Below are 15,560 nucleotides of genomic sequence, written 5' to 3' on the forward strand. Positions count from 1 at the left end.
GGCGGAGGGTCGACCTGGTTAGTGATTTCGTGTTTATCAATAAGCGTGCAAAAAAAGTAACCATCAACCCGCGAACCGGCCGAAATCATTGACGAAATTCAGCGGTCTACGTTGACAGCGAGACCACCAGTAGACGGATCAAATTCGCTTTAGTAGCAGGGAGTCGTTTCGATGTCGGCCCAGACGAGACGATGGTCCGAGGCCGTATTAACGTCTTCACCGAGGTTTTGCTTCGTTGCGTTCTTGGCCGGCCAGACAATCGACGAAGCGCGAAGTGATAGATCTGGGGATGGAAGAACGTAATCGATCTGCTCAACAACGCCCTCAACATCACCACCGAATCGTGTTGCGGTGGGGATACCCCGTTGTGCCCCGCCCGGACTTTTTGGGAGTTGACCAGTGTAAAAGTCGCCATTATCGAAGAAGAATTTCTGGGCGGGCTGGAGTGGACGCTCATCACGCCCCAAACCCGGGCCCGCATTCATGTCGCCCATCAGGACGTAAGAGGAATCATCATCGAGACCACCGTAGACGCCACTGTCGTCGTAGATGTAGTCTTCACCAGCAACGTAATCCGCGAAAAACCGGACTTCGTCATGGTTCCATTTTCCGTTGAAATTGTTCTTGCCGTCGAAGCCAGGCGGCGTCGGGTGTGCAAACAGGCCGTGGACTGTCCCCCCCTCGGTCTCAAATGGGATGTCAATATGGGTCTTTGAGGAGAGTCGATAGACCTTGAGTTCCTCCTCCGTTAGATAGAGTGCGGTTTCGTCATCCTCAGTGTCTGTAACAACACACTCTTCGCCCGCTACCGGAATGAGATTCCCAGGCATATCCGCCCATTTAAATTTCCGAAAGGAACGAATGTTTGATTCGTCGATCGGATACTTGCTCGCGATCGCGAATGCATAGTGACCCGGATATTCCCCGAATCCGTACGCGTCACCTGGGCGTTCGCCGGAGGTTCCGTCCTTATTGAAGTCGTAGTCCTGTTCGGGAAGAACGCCTGTATTACTCTCTGGCTGAAGCGTATGTTCGTAATCGATGCCCTCGAGATCATCTCGTTGTGGGACGCTAAGATAGTTCTTCACAAAGGCATCGATGTTCGCTCTGTCGGTGTATTTGCCCTGTTGAAGATTGTTCGTGAGTTCGTTGATGACGAGGATATCTGGTTGAGCCTCTTGGACGACTCGGGCGGCCGCTTCGGCCTGCGGATCGCCTTCCTCTTGGACCTGTTCCGTTTCTAGCTCGATCACGTTAAACGTCGCGTAGCGTGTCCCACGATCCTGCTTTCGGTGCTCGTCCCATTGTCGTCCACCCACGGTACCGATGAAACCCGCTGCAGTTGCTGTACCACCGATCGTCTTGAGTAATGCTCGTCTAGCCTGAGATCGAACCATCGATCGTATATGTGGATTATAATTACATTAGTTTTCTCCTATAGATGTAATCGATAGTGACTCGATATGGATTCGTTCGAAACCGGGGATTCGCGGCGGTGGTACGATACTGTAGTTTCGAGTAGGCAGAGAGAAAGCGGCTTCCGTGTGGTGGCACTACGGTGAGCTATGGCGGTTGCGTGGGCACAGTGGAATCATGTCACGAAGGTCGACCCAGACAAAGCACTCCACGATGAGGATTCCTACGCTGACATTGTTGACACGGGAACGGATGCAATCATTGTTGGAGGAACTACGAACGTCACAGAAGCACGCGTCCAGTCAATTCTTGATGCACTCTCTGCTGTCGAGATCCCCATATTTGTCGAGCCGACCTATCGCCCGTCGTCCCATACTGAGGCACTCTCGGGCTATTTGCTGCCGATCGTTCTGAATGCCGATGACACACTATGGATCACAGGAGCACACCACGAATGGATCCGCTTATCAGATCTTGAGTGGGAATCCGTGCATCCAGAAGCCTATATTGTCCTGAATCCAGCGTCGGCAGTCGCGACGTACACGCAAGCGGACTGTGACCTCGATGTCGATGACGTCGTTGCCTATGTTGAACTCGCCGAACAGATCCTCGGCCAGCAGATCGTCTATCTCGAGTATTCCGGCACCCTCGGTGATCCAGATGTCGTCGCTGCGGTGCAAGATACACTCTCATCAGCACAGCTTTTCTATGGTGGCGGCATTCACGACTACGAGTCAGCGTACCGGATGGCCAATGTCGCTGATACGGTTATTGTTGGTGATGTGCTCCATGAAGCTGGTATCGAGGCAGTCGAGGAAACCGTTCGTGGCGCGAAGGATGGACAGAACGAGTCATAACCGTGCTCTCTACGATCTAGAGGACGAACGGGATTATCGAGAGTATGAGCCTGCAACCGGTCGCTTCTAGGTTAGTATCATATACTAACCCCACATTCCACCGGTTTTTTCTTTGGGCTTTGCACTACCATTCGAGTGATCAACCTCTCATTTTTAACTTCTATATTAGTTTTCTATATTGTCCATAAATACTATCTCGTCATATATAGTATTGTATTCTAGATATGACCTACGCTCAAGGCGATTTAGAGCAACACAACGGGTCACTCGTTCGTATAAACACCCAGCACTGGGCGCTCACGAGGTGAACCCTATGTACGACCGCGAGAGCAGTACGCAAGACTCCAGTGACGTCTCGACACACAGACGGGCATTTCTCGCAGCTGGTGCAAGTGCGGGAGCGGCGGCACTCGCTGGGTGTCTCCTACCGACTAGCACGAGTGGGGGAGGAGTCCCGCCAGTAGGGCCGACGAACAACAGCACAAACGCAACGAGCGGTAACTTCCACGCAATCGACCCCAAGCAGTGGCGGGGAGAGTTCCAGAACGTCGTGAATATGGCGAAGGCCGGTGCGGATCCGACCGGTGAGCAAGACGTTTCACCTGTAATTCAGCGCGAAATCGGGAGTGATATACTGCTCTACTTCCCGCCCGGTCGCTACAAGATGAACAGTCAGGTTCGTCGCGTCGGGCTTCAAAACCTCGGGATTATCGGTCGGAATGCGACGCTCGCTCACGGCCGCGTCGACGCGATCAAAGGTTTCGATGTCTCGGCGGGCGAGTTCCACGGTCCCGCCCAACACTTCAAGATCGGGATTCCAGACAATCCGCATCGAGGGAAATTCGTGTTCGGCGGGTTCTCCTAACAGACGAACTCGTCGACCGATATGCAACTGACGCTAGCTTTACGCTCGCAAATCTGCGTGAGGCTGTATTCGCCGCAGATGATATTGACGATGAAATCGCCCCAGTTGCGTGGGGCGAGTGTACAAACTATAGCCAGACGAACAATGCAGCAATCATCGTTGCTGGGACGACTGCAGCGGCGAGTGCAAGCGCGAGTGCAGCGAGCTGTGCTGGTGCGGGAGCGGCTGGTGGTGCAGGCGGCACGTGCTGACTAGTTGCTCTCTGACTCGCCTGCAGAGCGATTAGGTGCCATAAGCACAACCGATATATGAGACGTAAACGTTTATACTACATATAACAGTATGCGTGTAGAGTTACGCCTCCCATTGCCAGACGAACAGATCTTCAGGTATGAAGCGATGGACGATATCCTGGAGATTACAGCTCAAAACCCGACACAAGAATTCTCAAACCGTGAGTTACAGACACTCACCGGATTCGGCGGTCCGAGTGTTTCAAAGGCACTCACACTGCTTACTGCACTTGGGTTGGTCACACGCCGGGACGCTGGTCGAAAAACGCTCTACCAAATCAACGACGATCATCTGTATGAAGCCGACGACCCGTTACTGGAAATCCCCCAGGCGACCTTCCGACAACCGCTCGAACGATTCACAGACCGCGTCACCAAGGAACTTTCATCAATTGCTGGCATCGTTTGCTTTGGCAGCGTCGCACGCGGTGAGGCGGATCGCGTCAGCGATATTGATCTGTTCGTACTGACTAACGACGATGACGAACTCGTCGCCACACGACGAGCAATCTCGAAAATCAAATCGGACCTCGAAGCACAGACAATCAACGGGCAGCGGTACGAATTCGAAACCTTCGTCGAATCACCTGCTAGTGCTCGCCGACGAGGCGCAGATCTTCGACCGATTTTCCAAGAAGGGGTCGAACTCTACACAACAGACATGCTCGAGGACATCAAGCGAGACATCTTCGGAGGAAGCGAATGACGTCGAAAGAAATCGAGAATGCACTTGCCAATGCTGAAGACGCATTCCAACGCTCGCCCGAAAACCCGGAGACAGGACTGGAATTCGTGACCGATCCAACCATCCTCCAATTACGGAAGGCCTGTCGATTGCTCGATGCTGCCCAATTCCTGATTGATCGCAATGGTCACTACACAGTAATCAATGAAGCGTCGTTCGTTGCGATTGAGCGCTCTATCCAATTCTATGTCGAAGAGGGTGGGTACGATGTTCCCGGACAATCGCATACCGAAGTGTACGAGTACGGGGTGCAGGCAGGACTCTTCTCAGAAGATGTTGCAGATCGTCTCGAAGCACTCTGGCAGGAAAACCGATCAGAATCGTACTACCGGACCGGTATCGCTGGTGAGTACCGTGTCCAAACGATCTATCAGCTGGCGACGAAACTTCATGAGGAAGTCGTCAATCTCACCCGGACTACGGATTGTCTATGCAGCGACTAACCGAAAGTACCGCCAACCAAAGCAAAAGTCCTTCGTATAGGTCGTGAACCGTCCGACAGAGGCAAAAAGAAAGAGAGAACATAGCAGTTCGATTGAATGTTACCCGAACGACGCCAAACTGGACTCGGTATACTGCCCTAACTCCTGCTCAATATCTGATTCCCGCCACCCAAGTGGTGACAACACACTCGCTGCAGCACGAACCAACAATTCCCGATAAAATCCAGTATCATACTCGTCTAACTCCTCACTCGCCAATTTCACCCGTTCTCGCGACTGCTTTGCATCATCAACCACCACATACGACACACTCTGACCAGGGGCACGCGCCAACCCCAAATCAGCCGCTCGCTCTAGTGCCGCCACACTCCGCGTCGATTGCGAATAGTCCTCCCGCTTTTTCGAAACGCGATTCGTAATCACCAACTCACTCGGATCAACCGCCCCACGCTCAAGGCGATCAACCCATGATCGCAGTTCCTCACACACCGCCTCCGGATCACGAGACGAATCGACCGCGCGAATCTCGGCTTTAATCGCATCCCGATCCTCGATCAACGGCTCAAGCACGTCCGGAAGATACCCGCGCTCGTCACAAATCGAATACCCGATGCCCGGCACGTCCTCCCTCCCAGCGTGACACTCACATCGAATCTTCTCGGGACTCACGTTCCGTGTGACGATGATATTCGGGTATAATGAGGAGAAGTCGAGTTCGTGAACGTCCTCGTGCAGCCCGACGTCCGGTGCAAAGGTGAACCCACCTCAGTCGGCATCGTGCAACTGGTGCATTGTTTTGAACTTCTCATGACGCCACGAGTGCCACGGGACAAGGACATTCCGCTCACGGGCCTCCTGGATCTGAATCCCTGTCAGAATATTCCCGATCGACGACCACGCCAACTCTTGCAGTGGTTTGCCCGATTGTTCAACGAGATACAGACAGCCATCGAGGTTGGTCTGATTCCACATGAACGTATTCGAGCCGTCGATGATCACCCGACCGAGAAGATTGTAGCGTGCTGGCGAGTGGCCGACTTGCCCGTAGCTTTCGTAGGTTGATTCACCCGCCAATTGCTGCCATCCGGGCCGTCGTCCAAGCTGGAACTCTACACCGAGCCGATCAGCCTGCTGGAAGAGAACTGGAACGAGGTCACTCGTATTCAAGAACAGAACGTCCGGATCAACCGACTCAACTCGATCCGACAGTGTCGTTAACACGTCTTTCAACGAGTACGGCGACTGGGATGTCGAGTGAGAAGTACTCACTAACATCGATTGTTGTCCGGAGTCGAGATCCGTCTATGAATTGAACGAATTTCCGCGGGATATTTCGTCAATTGTCGATGCACATTTTTATAATTGTCGAGAGAGTTGTTTCACACGATGCAAGCTGTTCAATTTGAGACGCACGGAGACCGCGACGTTCTCGAATACGGTGAATTTCCTGACCCTGAGATCGACCGTGATGAGGTACTAGTCGACGTGAAGGCCGGCGCACTCAACCATTTGGATATCTGGACGCGCCGGGGGCTGCCGGGAGTCAATCTTGACATGCCCCACATTCCAGGGAGCGACGCCGCCGGTGTTGTTGAGGCGGTCGGCGAGGACGTGACGCAGTTCGAATCCGGTGACCGTGTCTGTGTAATCGCTGGAAAAAGCGGCGGAAACGACGAGTTCAGCAGAAAAGGAGACCTGACGCTCGCACCGGACTTTCATATCATCGGTGAGCACATTCGCGGTGTCCATAGCGAATACGCTGCGCTGCCGGCGGCGAATCTGGCATCCGTTCCCGAGGGAATCGACTGGGAGATGGCCGCGGCCGCCCCGCTGGTGTTTCAGACCGCGTGGCGCATGCTCAGAGACCGTGGTGGGTTGAAATCCGGTGAATCAGTTCTCGTCCTCGGTGCGTCGGGCGGTGTCGGCCACGCTGCCGTCCAGGTCGCAGCCCACGCTGGAGCAGAGGTATTCGCAACGGCGAGCACCGACGAAAAACTGGCCTACGCGGAGGAAGTCGGCGCTGACCACACTATCAATTACGAGGAGGCAGACTTCGCCAGCGAAATTCGCGAGTTGACAGATGGTCGCGGTGTCGACATAGTAGTCGACCACGTCGGCGCACAGACCTGGCAGTCTTCGCTCAAAAGCCTCGTGAAAGGTGGACGGGTCGTCACGTGTGGGGCGACCACAGGTGGCAACCCTGAAACGGACCTCAACCGTATCTTCTGGAACCAACTTTCGGTCATCGGTTCGACGATGGCAACACCCGGTCAGGCCGAAGAAGCGCTTGAACACGTCTGGGATGGGACGTTTGAGCCGCGTATCCGCGAGACGCTCCCGATGAGCGAGATCAGCCGTGCCCACGAGATGCTTGAGAACCGCAAGGGCTTCGGCAAGGTCGTTGTCGTTCCTGACAGCGAACTGTAGTTGCCATCGCCCGAACCTATTTCTAAACAAGGTGTATGAACACGGGCACTCTTGTTTCTGCTCTACTTGTCTACACTGGTCTCGTAGGGGGCATCACAGTTCTTTCACTCGTATATGTGTATGGTCGGGCAATTATCCTCCCTCTTGATTGTATCTGCGGTAATCTTCTCAAACCTCCATAGGCAGACTGCCTTCACTCGACATGCTAAGTCACACGTACCGTCGCCGTCTCCTTTCTTGTTGACCCGATTGGCCGTCGTGTGGGCAGTGCGAAGGCTACTGCTCTGTCTCAGAACGTGATTCTGAGCCGATTGATCGTTGGAGGTTAGATTGAATGATTCTAAATTAATTAAAGGCGTCTTCAAGTGGTGGCACTACTTGTTTCTTCCTCGACATTACACCAGGTAAGAACGCCTCTTGTTCCGTGAACGTTGTATCGAGACCATCTTCGACGGTGTCTATCTGGGTCCCAGCGATCAGCGCAGTGGATTCCTCTTTAAGGAGATCCGTAACGAGCAACAGGAACACGGTGTAATTTCGCTCTGTAGCAACGTCGTCCATTGCGGCAAGCACTGCCTCACGTTGCTCTAACACTACTTCTGGTTCGACCGTTTCTACCTGTCCGATCCCAACCTGATGCGATTCGAATTCGAACTCCTTGAAATCACTCAGAACCATTTCTCGGGGACTTTTTTCGCCGATCTTACTCTTCTGTTGGAGGAGTTCCTTGCCATACTTCTCTATATCGACACCCGCTATGTCTGCAAGGTGGTCAGCAATACTCCGATCTTGATCGGTCGTCGTTGGGGAACGAAGCACCACGGTGTCGCTCAGCAAGCCACTGAGGAGAAGCCCAGCAGTTTGGGCGTCGATTGTTTTATTTGCCTCCTCATACAGTTGTGTGAGGATAGTAGCGGTAGAACCAACAGGTTCATTCCGGAAGTAGATTGGATCACTGGTTTCTATGTCGCCAATTCGGTGGTGATCCACAACCTCAACAATCGTTGCATCGTGTGCACCGGATACAGCTTGACTGTACTCGTTGTGATCGACGAGAATCAGCTGTTCTCCTGCAGCATCGTCAAGTAGGGACGGACTCTCGGTATCCCAGCGATCCAAGACGAACTGCGTTTCCGGATTTACCTCACCGGCTCGTGCTGGCGTCGCATCGACGCCTTGAGCCTGCTTTAATCGTGCATACGCGAGTGCAGAGCAAATCGTATCTGTATCCGGTTGTTGGTGTCCGATGACGTGGAGTGACGATGGCATATCGGTTCATCATACTCTGACTGTATGAACGCTTTTGTTCGGAAGCCGAGTGGTATACGATAACGGAGCAGATGGGAGTCTCACGCGTATCGGGATACAAGTACTGAGGTCAGGAACGAATGACACCACGAATGCTTGTTCCGCTTCTGAGTGTGTTTCCATATAACTTTGTACGTGAACTACCCCACCCTACCGCTCGCCTAACGGCTCGCGCTTGAGGGTGGGGCTGTGGGCCGAGCGTCGAACGTGTTTGAGAACCGTGCGGCGCTGTATCCCCCTCCCTACTTACTCGCTTCGCTCGTTCGTTGAGGAAGGGGCCTGCCTCAATTCAGGTAAATCGGGAAGAGCAGGATTTAACCGAGGAGAAATTAGACCTTTGGATATGTCATCGATCGAGCTGACAGCAAGTCAGAAGACGATTCTCACCGCACTCGTCAATCTTCACAGCGATACCGAAGAAGCAGTGAAGGGTGAAAAAATCGCAACCGAAGTCAATCGCAATCCAGGGACGATCCGCAATCAGATGCAATCACTGAAAGCACTCCAACTCGTCGAAGGAGTACCTGGACCGAAAGGTGGGTACAAACCGACGACAACTGCTTTCAATGCTCTTGATGTACAGACGTTGGATGAGGCTGCGAAGGTCCCACTGGTCCACAATCAAGAACCAATGGAGAATGTAAACGTCGAACGGATTTCTTTAAGCAGTGTTCATCATCCAGACCTCTGCCGTGCCGAGATCCATGTTCAGGGGTCACTGAGTGACTTCCACAATGGTGATTCAGTGCGTGTTGGGCCGACACCACTTTCAAATCTGGTTATTGAGGGAGAACTCGATAGTACGGATACGACGAACAATATTCTCATCCTCAAGATTCAATCGATGGAAGCAACGACCGACAAATCAAATCACTAGCATCGACGAATCTTTTTGAGCTGCATTAACGCCTTCAGTGGCTGCTTCCCACCTGACAGGCAGAGTCGAATATCGAGCAGAAAGACAAACGGATCAACGAGCTTGAAGGGCAAGTCGCAGATTTCTTGAACAAAGCAGACGAAGCGGAGGCCCACCGGAACGCAACCGTCCGCCAAACGCAGGTACGTGACGAACGGATCGATGAGTTGCAAGCCCGTGAATTTGAGAAAGGTGCCCACTTGCTTGCCGACAACGTCGACGAAGTCCGGATCACTGTCGATGGGAACAAACTCGAACACATTAGGAAAGACGAGGGTAACACCTACTTCCGCCTCCCTTAAAAATAAAATTACTGCAGAAATCACGAGCATCGACACCATGTTTCCCATCGGTCCCTTTGAGCTGCAAATCGCGTACAAACTCTATTTGAGTGCTCAGAAAGATTTCGAAGATGCGGTCTATCTATATTCGATGTTCAGGAAACCCTTAGCATCCCAGAACTCCAACGATGGGTTACGAAACTTGGTGTGGAGGACGAACATGAGCAACTCGAACGCGCGTGATACACTCAATGGGAAACACGAACGCAATCGTGAGCAACGCGTCATCGGCATCAAACGCTGGGTAGAATACATCCATACGCATTCACCGGACGACTGGTGAGAACAACAGAACCGTCTAGTCAATTCTCAGCTTGAATCTGCTCGCCAATCGGATATTGACGCTGAACAGCGCCGCCGTGTCGAAGAAGCTGGTCGCGACTACTCAAAGTGAAAAACACGGGATGACGTAGAAAGCCTACGAACCACCTTCGGAGCAGAACAACGGAAACGTCCGACGCAAGCGACTCTACATCGATCTCAACATGTGGAACCCCGACTGACGATCCGATCCAATCCGTGACGGTCAGCACGAGGGTTCGACTCCCTCGGCGGATCCTTACCCGATTTGGTGCGACGAGCAACCTTCCTAGGAAATCGAAAAAGGGGTGAACTGGTTCATCACCCCCGTATGCAAACACAAGGGACGCCACGATTGGTTGGGGACACCACACCCTCACGACAGTCCAGAGAAGTGCGCAAATCCGCAAGTTGCCTCTATGGGTCGGTAGCGGAACACCTAACGTGAGGAATTCTTATGATTGAGCGCGGGAAGGATGTCAACAACGAAAACCTCTGCGTACGAAAAAATAGAAGGGTGAATATCGTTGTACGCTTAGAGAGCTTCCAGTACGGATTTCTAGAACCGGTTATCGCCTTTTACTAACACTGAATAACAAATATACAATGGTGGAAATATAGCGGATTTGTGAACAGTATTTATATACTAAGTTGTAGTCAAACCAAGCGACAATATCCCAAAGCTAGCAGATAGGAATGAGAGTGTCGCTGAATTTTGCAAATAATAATGCCAACAAAACTACCATAATATGACAGAATACTTGAATGAAACAGAATACCTGAGCGGAAGTACGTGCGTCATCACTGGTGCTTCACGAGGAATCGGAGCAGAAATCGCAAGAGATCTCGGTTACCACGGTGCAAATGTTGTTGTGAACTACCGATCTTCTGAAAGCGAAGCGCTTGATGTCGCCGAGGAGATCGAAGCCGAAGGAAACAGTGCAATCGCCATACAAGCAGACGTAACCAATAAAGAAGAAGTCGATGAGATGGCAGAACGGGTTCGTGATACGTTTGGTTCTGCTGATGTGCTAGTGAATAATGCGGGAATAACCGTAGACCGAACATTCAAGAATATGACACGTGAGGACTGGGATCGCGTCATGAATGTTAACCTCGGAGGCGTCTTTAATTGCACAAAGGCTTTCTACGAAGATATAAAGGATTCACCACAAGGACGACTCATCAACATTTCAAGCGTCGTTGGGCAACAAGGTAACTACGGCCAGGCAAACTACGCAACCACAAAAAGCGGAATCTTTGGCTTTACCCGAACACTTGCTCTCGAATTAGCAAACTCGGGATCGACTGTTAACTGTATAGCACCAGGATTCACGAGGACGGACATGCTCGCAGATGTCGATGAGGAGATACAGGACAAGATCCGTAATCGAATTCCACTCAACCGATTTGCAGAAGTTGAAGACGTCTCTGGTGTTGTTCGGTTCCTAGCGAGCAAGGAGTCATCATACATGACCGGCCAAATTCTCGGTATCAATGGCGGCATGGAGTGGTAAGCAGGTGGCGAATTAACGCAGTTTCACGGAGAATTTCAGTATAGCCGTTTCGTTTTCCCGCTTTCCATCTCTCACCTGTCCAAATGCGTAACAATAATAGCGCCATTGAGTTCAATGGAACCCTCCAATTGAAGTGCAAACGAGGTGATAGAGAAGACAGCGATGTACGAAAGCATACTCGTGCCGATTGATGGAAGCAAAGGAGCAAAACGGGGAGTGGACCACGCTATCGATCTGTCCGAAAAATATGATTCAAAGCTTCACACATTGTTTGTCGTTGACGAAGGAATCTATGGAGAGACACCAGCTATGAGTAGTGAAGAACTGTTTCTCGAGCAAATCCAAACGAACGGGGAGGATTTACTCGAACAAGTCGTTTCGAAAGCCGGTAAAAAGGGTTTGGAAACGACAGCTGAATGTCTCAGAGGAGTTCCATACGAGGAAATCGTAAAGTATGCGAGTGGGAATGATATCGACTTGGTCGTGATGGGAAAACACGGTATTTCAAAACACGGATCTCCGCACGTCGGAAGCACCACAGAACGAGTAATGAGATCCTCGGAGATTCCTGTCTTCACCGTTTGAGTCTGAAATCCGATAAACCGCCGGTTGACTTTTTGAAGAGAGGTTACCGGGATGTCTCTATTTGAGCCGCCTCATCGACCCACTTACGCACGGTTGTTTCGGAAATATCAGTTTCTTCTGCAAGACGAGTTACATCGGCGTTAGCGAGCGTCGTCAGGTTATCGATACCGAGATCCCGCAATCGTCCTGCATACGCCGAACCGATTCCGGGAACGTCCTCGAGATTCGCCTGATTTACTGATCGCTCCGCGTACCACTCACTGACTTCGGGCCACAGGTTTGTATGAGAGCTAGATGAAACGGACAAGCCGATATGTCCTGTTGGGAATTCTATAACGGAAGTATCGTCACTTGCAACCGCATCATTGAACGGCTTGCTAGCTCCTGGAGGGATCAGATGATCGTACTCCCCAACGATCTGAAGAACGGGCATTTCAATATTGTTCAGATCGACGTGTTTATCCCCCAAATACAGTTCGTTTGCAGCCAATTTGTTATCTTGATATATGTCCTCTATAAATTGACGATACGTTGCACCGGCGACATCTATCCCATCACCGATCCACTTTTCCATTCGGGCGAAATTCTCGACCATCTCATCGTTTTCGATGTTGTCGAATAAACGGACGTACTTTGTGACGAAGTTATCGACAGGATCCATGAGTGCAAATCCGACATCGAGGAATTCCGAAGGTACGTTTCCAACTGTCTCCGTGATTGCCTCTGGTGAATAAAACTCTTCATCCCCCCACTGTTCGAGAACACCCCCTTCTCCATCGAAGCACAGTCCGGCAGCCATCAGTCCAAGATTTCTAACTTTTTCCGGATGCAAAGACGCATACATTGCGCTCATCGTCCCACCCATACAGTAGCCAAGAATATTGATTGCGTCCTCACCGGAGCGTTCGCGGACGACATCAACGCAATTGTCGATGTACCGGTCCACATAGTCGTGGAGTGTGAGGTGTGCATCAAGTTTCGATGGCTCGCCCCAATCGATTAGATACACATCGAATCCTTCGTCGAGCAGCGTTTTGACTACGCTCCGATCCGGTTGTAAGTCTAGAATGTACGGTCTATTGATCAACGCATAAACAATGAGGATTGGAACGTCGTGTTGCTCGTCTGTCGTTGGTTCGTAGTGATTAAGGGTGAGTTTGTTCTCGGAGTACACCTCCTCGCACGGGGTCTGACCGACTTCGACATCCGTCATTCGTTTGGTTTGTTCCGGGAGAGCGGTGCCACGTTCCATGATATCGGCTGTTTGTTCCCACTGCTGACGCTGCATGTCGGCGATAAGTGTAAATGGGTTCATTCACTCTCAATCTCTTCGAGGATTCGATCCAATTTCTGTTCGATTCCGTGTTGGCGGCGTTCCAATTCGAGCAAGCGCTCGCCAACTTCCTGAATATCGCTTTCCGTCGGGAGACCAAAGGTACTGAGTGTTTGTTCGGTGGCTTCATCGACGGTCTGTTTGTATGCCATCGAATTCTCGACGGATTCACCAGTCATCGAGGAAAATGCCGATGTAGTTGTAACCTCCTTGAATGCGTCGTTGGCCGCTTTCAGCCATATATCACGGAACTCATCGATGGGGACGTCTTCGCCCTCGAGTGCGTCATTGATTCGCTCGAATTGTTTTTGAGCAGCATTCATCCACGCTTCATACGCACCAACGTACCCTTTCATTCCGTCTTCTGTTATTTCGTCGGATTCTGGGCTCTCGAATGCATTCATCCAAGAGTCGACGAAGGCGGTTTGTGCCTCGACGTTTCGCTCAAGCGATTCGAGGAACGCTTCGTTCATTTCGCCCATATACTCGTTCCAATTCTCAGATGCGTTTGTCATGGATGGTTATTATGTGGTGAGTTGGCTAAAATGTTGTCACGGTACTACTGCGTCTCGACTTCAGTCGCATCGACGACGGTCTCGGACCGTTCTTCGAACTGTTTGTTCGTCTTCATAGCCATCTCGACGGAATCGTTTACGAACGAAAGGAATATTTCGTTCATGTCTTCCGAGATGTCCGCACCGGCCTCGATATTGCGCTCGGTCGACTCCCAGACATCAGTGTGAATGTCGTTCAATGTGTCGAACTGATTATCAATTGTTTCCTGCATATCGGTGAATGCCGTCGAGTCCGTCGGTGTCGTCGCATCGACGACGTTGAGGGACGTCTCGATGGCCGATTTCCAGGCATCGACACCTTTCTCTTGAGCCGATTTTTGACTCTCTGCCGCCTTGGCGAAGGATTTGGTCATCTCATTTTGGATTTCGATAGATCGTTCGATCATCTTCTGACCTTGGTCTATCGATTGACGCTGCAGCTCGAACATCGGGGCAAATGGGTTGTTATTCATGGATTTCCTCTGACTGATTTTTCATTGGGATGACGATCGTCTGAACGATATCTCCTTCATCGATATCGAGTGCTTCTCGCTCGGCGTCCGGAATACTAATTCTCCCGCCACTCTGGACGCGAGTTTTGAAGATCGCGGTTTCACTCCCGAGAGATTTGATCTTCGAGAGCTCATCATCTTTCGCACCAGCGTTTCCGGATACCATCCGCTTCCACATATCCACCTGCTGCTCTGCTACGTCCTCGCTCACCTGTTGCAATTGGTTTGCAAACAGCGCGGGTGGCCACATTGTCTGGTCGTCCTGCTTCGTCATCTTCGACCGGTGATACGAGGTCCTACTGTAAAAATCTACCTCTGAAAGACACTCAATGGTGAGAGAATCCAGTGAATGGTTTTTAGTGGTTTGGATCGGTGTTCTTATTTTGATTTCTCTACTCCATCGAACAGTCGAGTTGTAAATGCCGAAATTACTATTAATATCCTCTACTACGTACTCCTTAGTTCGGATACTAGCTTCAACATGAGCAAAAACGAATCCTCAGTCAATCCCACTCGAAGTATCACTAAATCGTGGCTAGAAGCTTCTGGGCACGTGTTAAACAGTTTTGTGGAGGTGAATCGGGCTTCACTCGCTGCGTTTGGCTTTTCGACCGAAGAAAACAGTGTTGATGACGAGCCCACCCAAAACAAACAAGCCACCTGGTCTTTCGAGCGGTCTGTCGAAGAACCGGACAACATCGCTCTTGGAGACACTGTTAAGTTTACCAAGACTCTCACCGACACAGATATTGGTGCATTTGCACAAGCTAGCGGGGATACGAACCCGCTTCACTTGGACGATGAATTCGCGATGCAGACCCGGTTTGGTGGACGAATCGTCCATGGAACGCTTGTTTCAGGATTGATCAGCGCGGCATTGGCACGGCTACCGGGTCTAACGATTTATCTCTCGCAAGATCTCGAATTTCTCAGGCCAGTCGAACCCGGCGAAACACTAACAGCAGTCGTCGAGGTGATCGATGTTCTCGACGACAACCGATATTCACTTTCGACATTTGTTTACAACGAAGATGACCAGGAGATTATCAAAGGGAAATCGACGGTCCTCATCGATGACCTTCCGGATACAGAATAGGAATCAAGGTGGGGCAGGCCATCAGCACATATCCACGTCTTCAGGTCTGGGG

At 51.3% G+C, this 15,560-nt stretch carries 17 protein-coding genes and 1 pseudogene; 10 read left to right on the plus strand and 8 right to left on the minus strand.

Translation table 11 applies throughout. The features are described 5' to 3' along the window. Positions 1 to 149 precede the first annotated feature (149 nt). Complete coding sequence (locus tag BW974_RS15715; protein WP_084186320.1) at positions 150 to 1,397, minus strand: endonuclease/exonuclease/phosphatase family protein; 1,248 nt, start codon at positions 1,395 to 1,397, stop codon at positions 150 to 152. A 168-nt stretch (positions 1,398 to 1,565) separates the two neighbouring features. Here BW974_RS15715 and BW974_RS15720 point away from each other — a divergent pair, with 168 nt between their 5' ends. The 4 genes from BW974_RS15720 (at position 1,566) to BW974_RS15740 (ending at position 4,619) form a co-directional block, all read left to right on the plus strand. Further along, entirely contained in the window at positions 1,566 to 2,273 is a 708-nt protein-coding gene (locus BW974_RS15720) for a phosphoglycerol geranylgeranyltransferase (protein WP_076431193.1), read from the plus strand. 313 nt (positions 2,274 to 2,586) lie between these two features. After that, positions 2,587 to 3,138, plus strand: a complete 552-nt coding sequence (locus BW974_RS15725; RefSeq protein ID WP_076431194.1) for a hypothetical protein — start codon at positions 2,587 to 2,589, stop codon at positions 3,136 to 3,138. A gap of 342 nt (positions 3,139 to 3,480) precedes the next feature. Beyond that, positions 3,481 to 4,137, plus strand: a complete 657-nt coding sequence (locus BW974_RS15735; RefSeq protein ID WP_076431195.1) for a nucleotidyltransferase domain-containing protein — start codon at positions 3,481 to 3,483, stop codon at positions 4,135 to 4,137. After that, positions 4,134 to 4,619, plus strand: coding sequence for a DUF8154 family protein (locus BW974_RS15740; protein ID WP_076431196.1), 486 nt, complete (start codon positions 4,134 to 4,136; stop codon positions 4,617 to 4,619). Before BW974_RS15735 ends, BW974_RS15740 begins: the two co-directional genes overlap by 4 nt. A 99-nt stretch (positions 4,620 to 4,718) precedes the next feature. On the opposite strand, the pseudogene BW974_RS24270 reads toward BW974_RS15740, so the two are convergent. Continuing rightward, a pseudogene (locus BW974_RS24270) lies at positions 4,719 to 5,843 on the minus strand (DNA polymerase domain-containing protein); the annotation flags it as partial. A 162-nt stretch (positions 5,844 to 6,005) separates the two neighbouring features. On the opposite strand from BW974_RS24270, the gene BW974_RS15755 reads away from it, so the two are divergent. After that, entirely contained in the window at positions 6,006 to 7,046 is a 1,041-nt protein-coding gene (locus BW974_RS15755) for a zinc-binding dehydrogenase (protein ID WP_076431199.1), read from the plus strand. 345 nt (positions 7,047 to 7,391) lie between these two features. On the opposite strand, the gene BW974_RS15760 is transcribed toward BW974_RS15755, so the two are convergent. Continuing rightward, on the minus strand, positions 7,392 to 8,315 hold the full coding sequence (locus BW974_RS15760) for a manganese-dependent inorganic pyrophosphatase (protein ID WP_076431200.1): 924 nt from the start codon (positions 8,313 to 8,315) through the stop codon (positions 7,392 to 7,394). Between the two features lie 382 nt (positions 8,316 to 8,697). Here BW974_RS15760 and BW974_RS15765 point away from each other — a divergent pair, with 382 nt between their 5' ends. After that, positions 8,698 to 9,231, plus strand: a complete 534-nt coding sequence (locus tag BW974_RS15765; protein WP_076431201.1) for an Rrf2 family transcriptional regulator — start codon at positions 8,698 to 8,700, stop codon at positions 9,229 to 9,231. Here the strand turns inward: BW974_RS15765 and BW974_RS15770 are convergent. Then, positions 9,228 to 9,620 (minus strand): hypothetical protein, encoded by a 393-nt coding sequence (locus BW974_RS15770; RefSeq protein ID WP_076431202.1) that lies wholly within the window; start codon positions 9,618 to 9,620, stop codon positions 9,228 to 9,230. The two genes, BW974_RS15765 and BW974_RS15770, sit on opposite strands and share 4 nt — an antisense overlap. A 151-nt stretch (positions 9,621 to 9,771) precedes the next feature. On the opposite strand from BW974_RS15770, the gene BW974_RS27020 reads away from it, so the two are divergent. The 3 genes from BW974_RS27020 (at position 9,772) to BW974_RS15785 (ending at position 12,013) form a co-directional block, all read left to right on the plus strand. Next, positions 9,772 to 9,894 (plus strand): DUF8150 family protein, encoded by a 123-nt coding sequence (locus tag BW974_RS27020; protein ID WP_281247707.1) that lies wholly within the window; start codon positions 9,772 to 9,774, stop codon positions 9,892 to 9,894. A 766-nt stretch (positions 9,895 to 10,660) separates the two neighbouring features. Continuing rightward, positions 10,661 to 11,428, plus strand: a complete 768-nt coding sequence (locus tag BW974_RS15780) for a beta-ketoacyl-ACP reductase (RefSeq protein WP_076431203.1) — start codon at positions 10,661 to 10,663, stop codon at positions 11,426 to 11,428. Positions 11,429 to 11,572: 144 nt separating this feature from the next. Then, a complete protein-coding gene (locus tag BW974_RS15785) occupies positions 11,573 to 12,013 on the plus strand; it encodes a universal stress protein (RefSeq protein ID WP_245800141.1) in 441 nt (146 codons plus the stop codon). Between the two features lie 43 nt (positions 12,014 to 12,056). On the opposite strand, the gene phaC is transcribed toward BW974_RS15785, so the two are convergent. Genes phaC through BW974_RS15805 form a run of 4 tightly spaced genes read right to left on the minus strand, consistent with a single transcriptional unit; the run spans position 12,057 to position 14,686 of the window. Next, positions 12,057 to 13,328 (minus strand): class III poly(R)-hydroxyalkanoic acid synthase subunit PhaC, encoded by a 1,272-nt coding sequence (gene phaC / locus BW974_RS15790; protein ID WP_076431205.1) that lies wholly within the window; start codon positions 13,326 to 13,328, stop codon positions 12,057 to 12,059. Further along, positions 13,325 to 13,861: a poly(R)-hydroxyalkanoic acid synthase subunit PhaE gene (locus tag BW974_RS15795; protein WP_076431206.1), complete on the minus strand. Its 537-nt coding sequence runs from the start codon at positions 13,859 to 13,861 to the stop codon at positions 13,325 to 13,327. The genes phaC and BW974_RS15795 overlap by 4 nt, the downstream gene beginning before the upstream one ends. Before the next feature lie 44 nt (positions 13,862 to 13,905). Further along, positions 13,906 to 14,307: a hypothetical protein gene (locus tag BW974_RS15800; protein WP_139328893.1), complete on the minus strand. Its 402-nt coding sequence runs from the start codon at positions 14,305 to 14,307 to the stop codon at positions 13,906 to 13,908. A gap of 58 nt (positions 14,308 to 14,365) precedes the next feature. Continuing rightward, complete coding sequence (locus BW974_RS15805) at positions 14,366 to 14,686, minus strand: AbrB/MazE/SpoVT family DNA-binding domain-containing protein (RefSeq protein WP_076431208.1); 321 nt, start codon at positions 14,684 to 14,686, stop codon at positions 14,366 to 14,368. Positions 14,687 to 14,893: 207 nt separating this feature from the next. Between BW974_RS15805 and BW974_RS15810 the strand changes: the two genes are divergently transcribed. Next, complete coding sequence (locus tag BW974_RS15810; protein ID WP_076431209.1) at positions 14,894 to 15,508, plus strand: MaoC family dehydratase; 615 nt, start codon at positions 14,894 to 14,896, stop codon at positions 15,506 to 15,508. The last annotated feature ends 52 nt before the right edge of the window (positions 15,509 to 15,560 follow it).

This window comes from Haladaptatus litoreus (assembly GCF_900156425.1).
In the GTDB taxonomy this organism is placed as follows: domain Archaea; phylum Halobacteriota; class Halobacteria; order Halobacteriales; family Haladaptataceae; genus Haladaptatus; species Haladaptatus litoreus.

Excerpts from the sequence above, each read along its gene's own strand:
- BW974_RS15715 (WP_084186320.1), bottom strand. The coding sequence starts at position 1,397 with ATGGTTCGATCTCAGGCTAGACGAGCATTACTCAAGACGATCGGTGGT.
- BW974_RS15720 (WP_076431193.1), top strand. The coding sequence starts at position 1,566 with ATGGCGGTTGCGTGGGCACAGTGGAATCATGTCACGAAGGTCGACCCA.
- BW974_RS15725 (WP_076431194.1), top strand. The coding sequence starts at position 2,587 with ATGTACGACCGCGAGAGCAGTACGCAAGACTCCAGTGACGTCTCGACA.
- BW974_RS15735 (WP_076431195.1), top strand. The coding sequence starts at position 3,481 with ATGCGTGTAGAGTTACGCCTCCCATTGCCAGACGAACAGATCTTCAGG.
- BW974_RS15740 (WP_076431196.1), top strand. The coding sequence starts at position 4,134 with ATGACGTCGAAAGAAATCGAGAATGCACTTGCCAATGCTGAAGACGCA.
- BW974_RS15755 (WP_076431199.1), top strand. The coding sequence starts at position 6,006 with ATGCAAGCTGTTCAATTTGAGACGCACGGAGACCGCGACGTTCTCGAA.
- BW974_RS15760 (WP_076431200.1), bottom strand. The coding sequence starts at position 8,315 with ATGCCATCGTCACTCCACGTCATCGGACACCAACAACCGGATACAGAT.
- BW974_RS15765 (WP_076431201.1), top strand. The coding sequence starts at position 8,698 with ATGTCATCGATCGAGCTGACAGCAAGTCAGAAGACGATTCTCACCGCA.
- BW974_RS15770 (WP_076431202.1), bottom strand. The coding sequence starts at position 9,620 with ATGGGAAACATGGTGTCGATGCTCGTGATTTCTGCAGTAATTTTATTT.
- BW974_RS27020 (WP_281247707.1), top strand. The coding sequence starts at position 9,772 with ATGAGCAACTCGAACGCGCGTGATACACTCAATGGGAAACACGAACGC.
- BW974_RS15780 (WP_076431203.1), top strand. The coding sequence starts at position 10,661 with ATGACAGAATACTTGAATGAAACAGAATACCTGAGCGGAAGTACGTGC.
- phaC (WP_076431205.1), bottom strand. The coding sequence starts at position 13,328 with ATGAACCCATTTACACTTATCGCCGACATGCAGCGTCAGCAGTGGGAA.
- BW974_RS15795 (WP_076431206.1), bottom strand. The coding sequence starts at position 13,861 with ATGACAAACGCATCTGAGAATTGGAACGAGTATATGGGCGAAATGAAC.
- BW974_RS15800 (WP_139328893.1), bottom strand. The coding sequence starts at position 14,307 with ATGATCGAACGATCTATCGAAATCCAAAATGAGATGACCAAATCCTTC.
- BW974_RS15805 (WP_076431208.1), bottom strand. The coding sequence starts at position 14,686 with ATGACGAAGCAGGACGACCAGACAATGTGGCCACCCGCGCTGTTTGCA.
- BW974_RS15810 (WP_076431209.1), top strand. The coding sequence starts at position 14,894 with ATGAGCAAAAACGAATCCTCAGTCAATCCCACTCGAAGTATCACTAAA.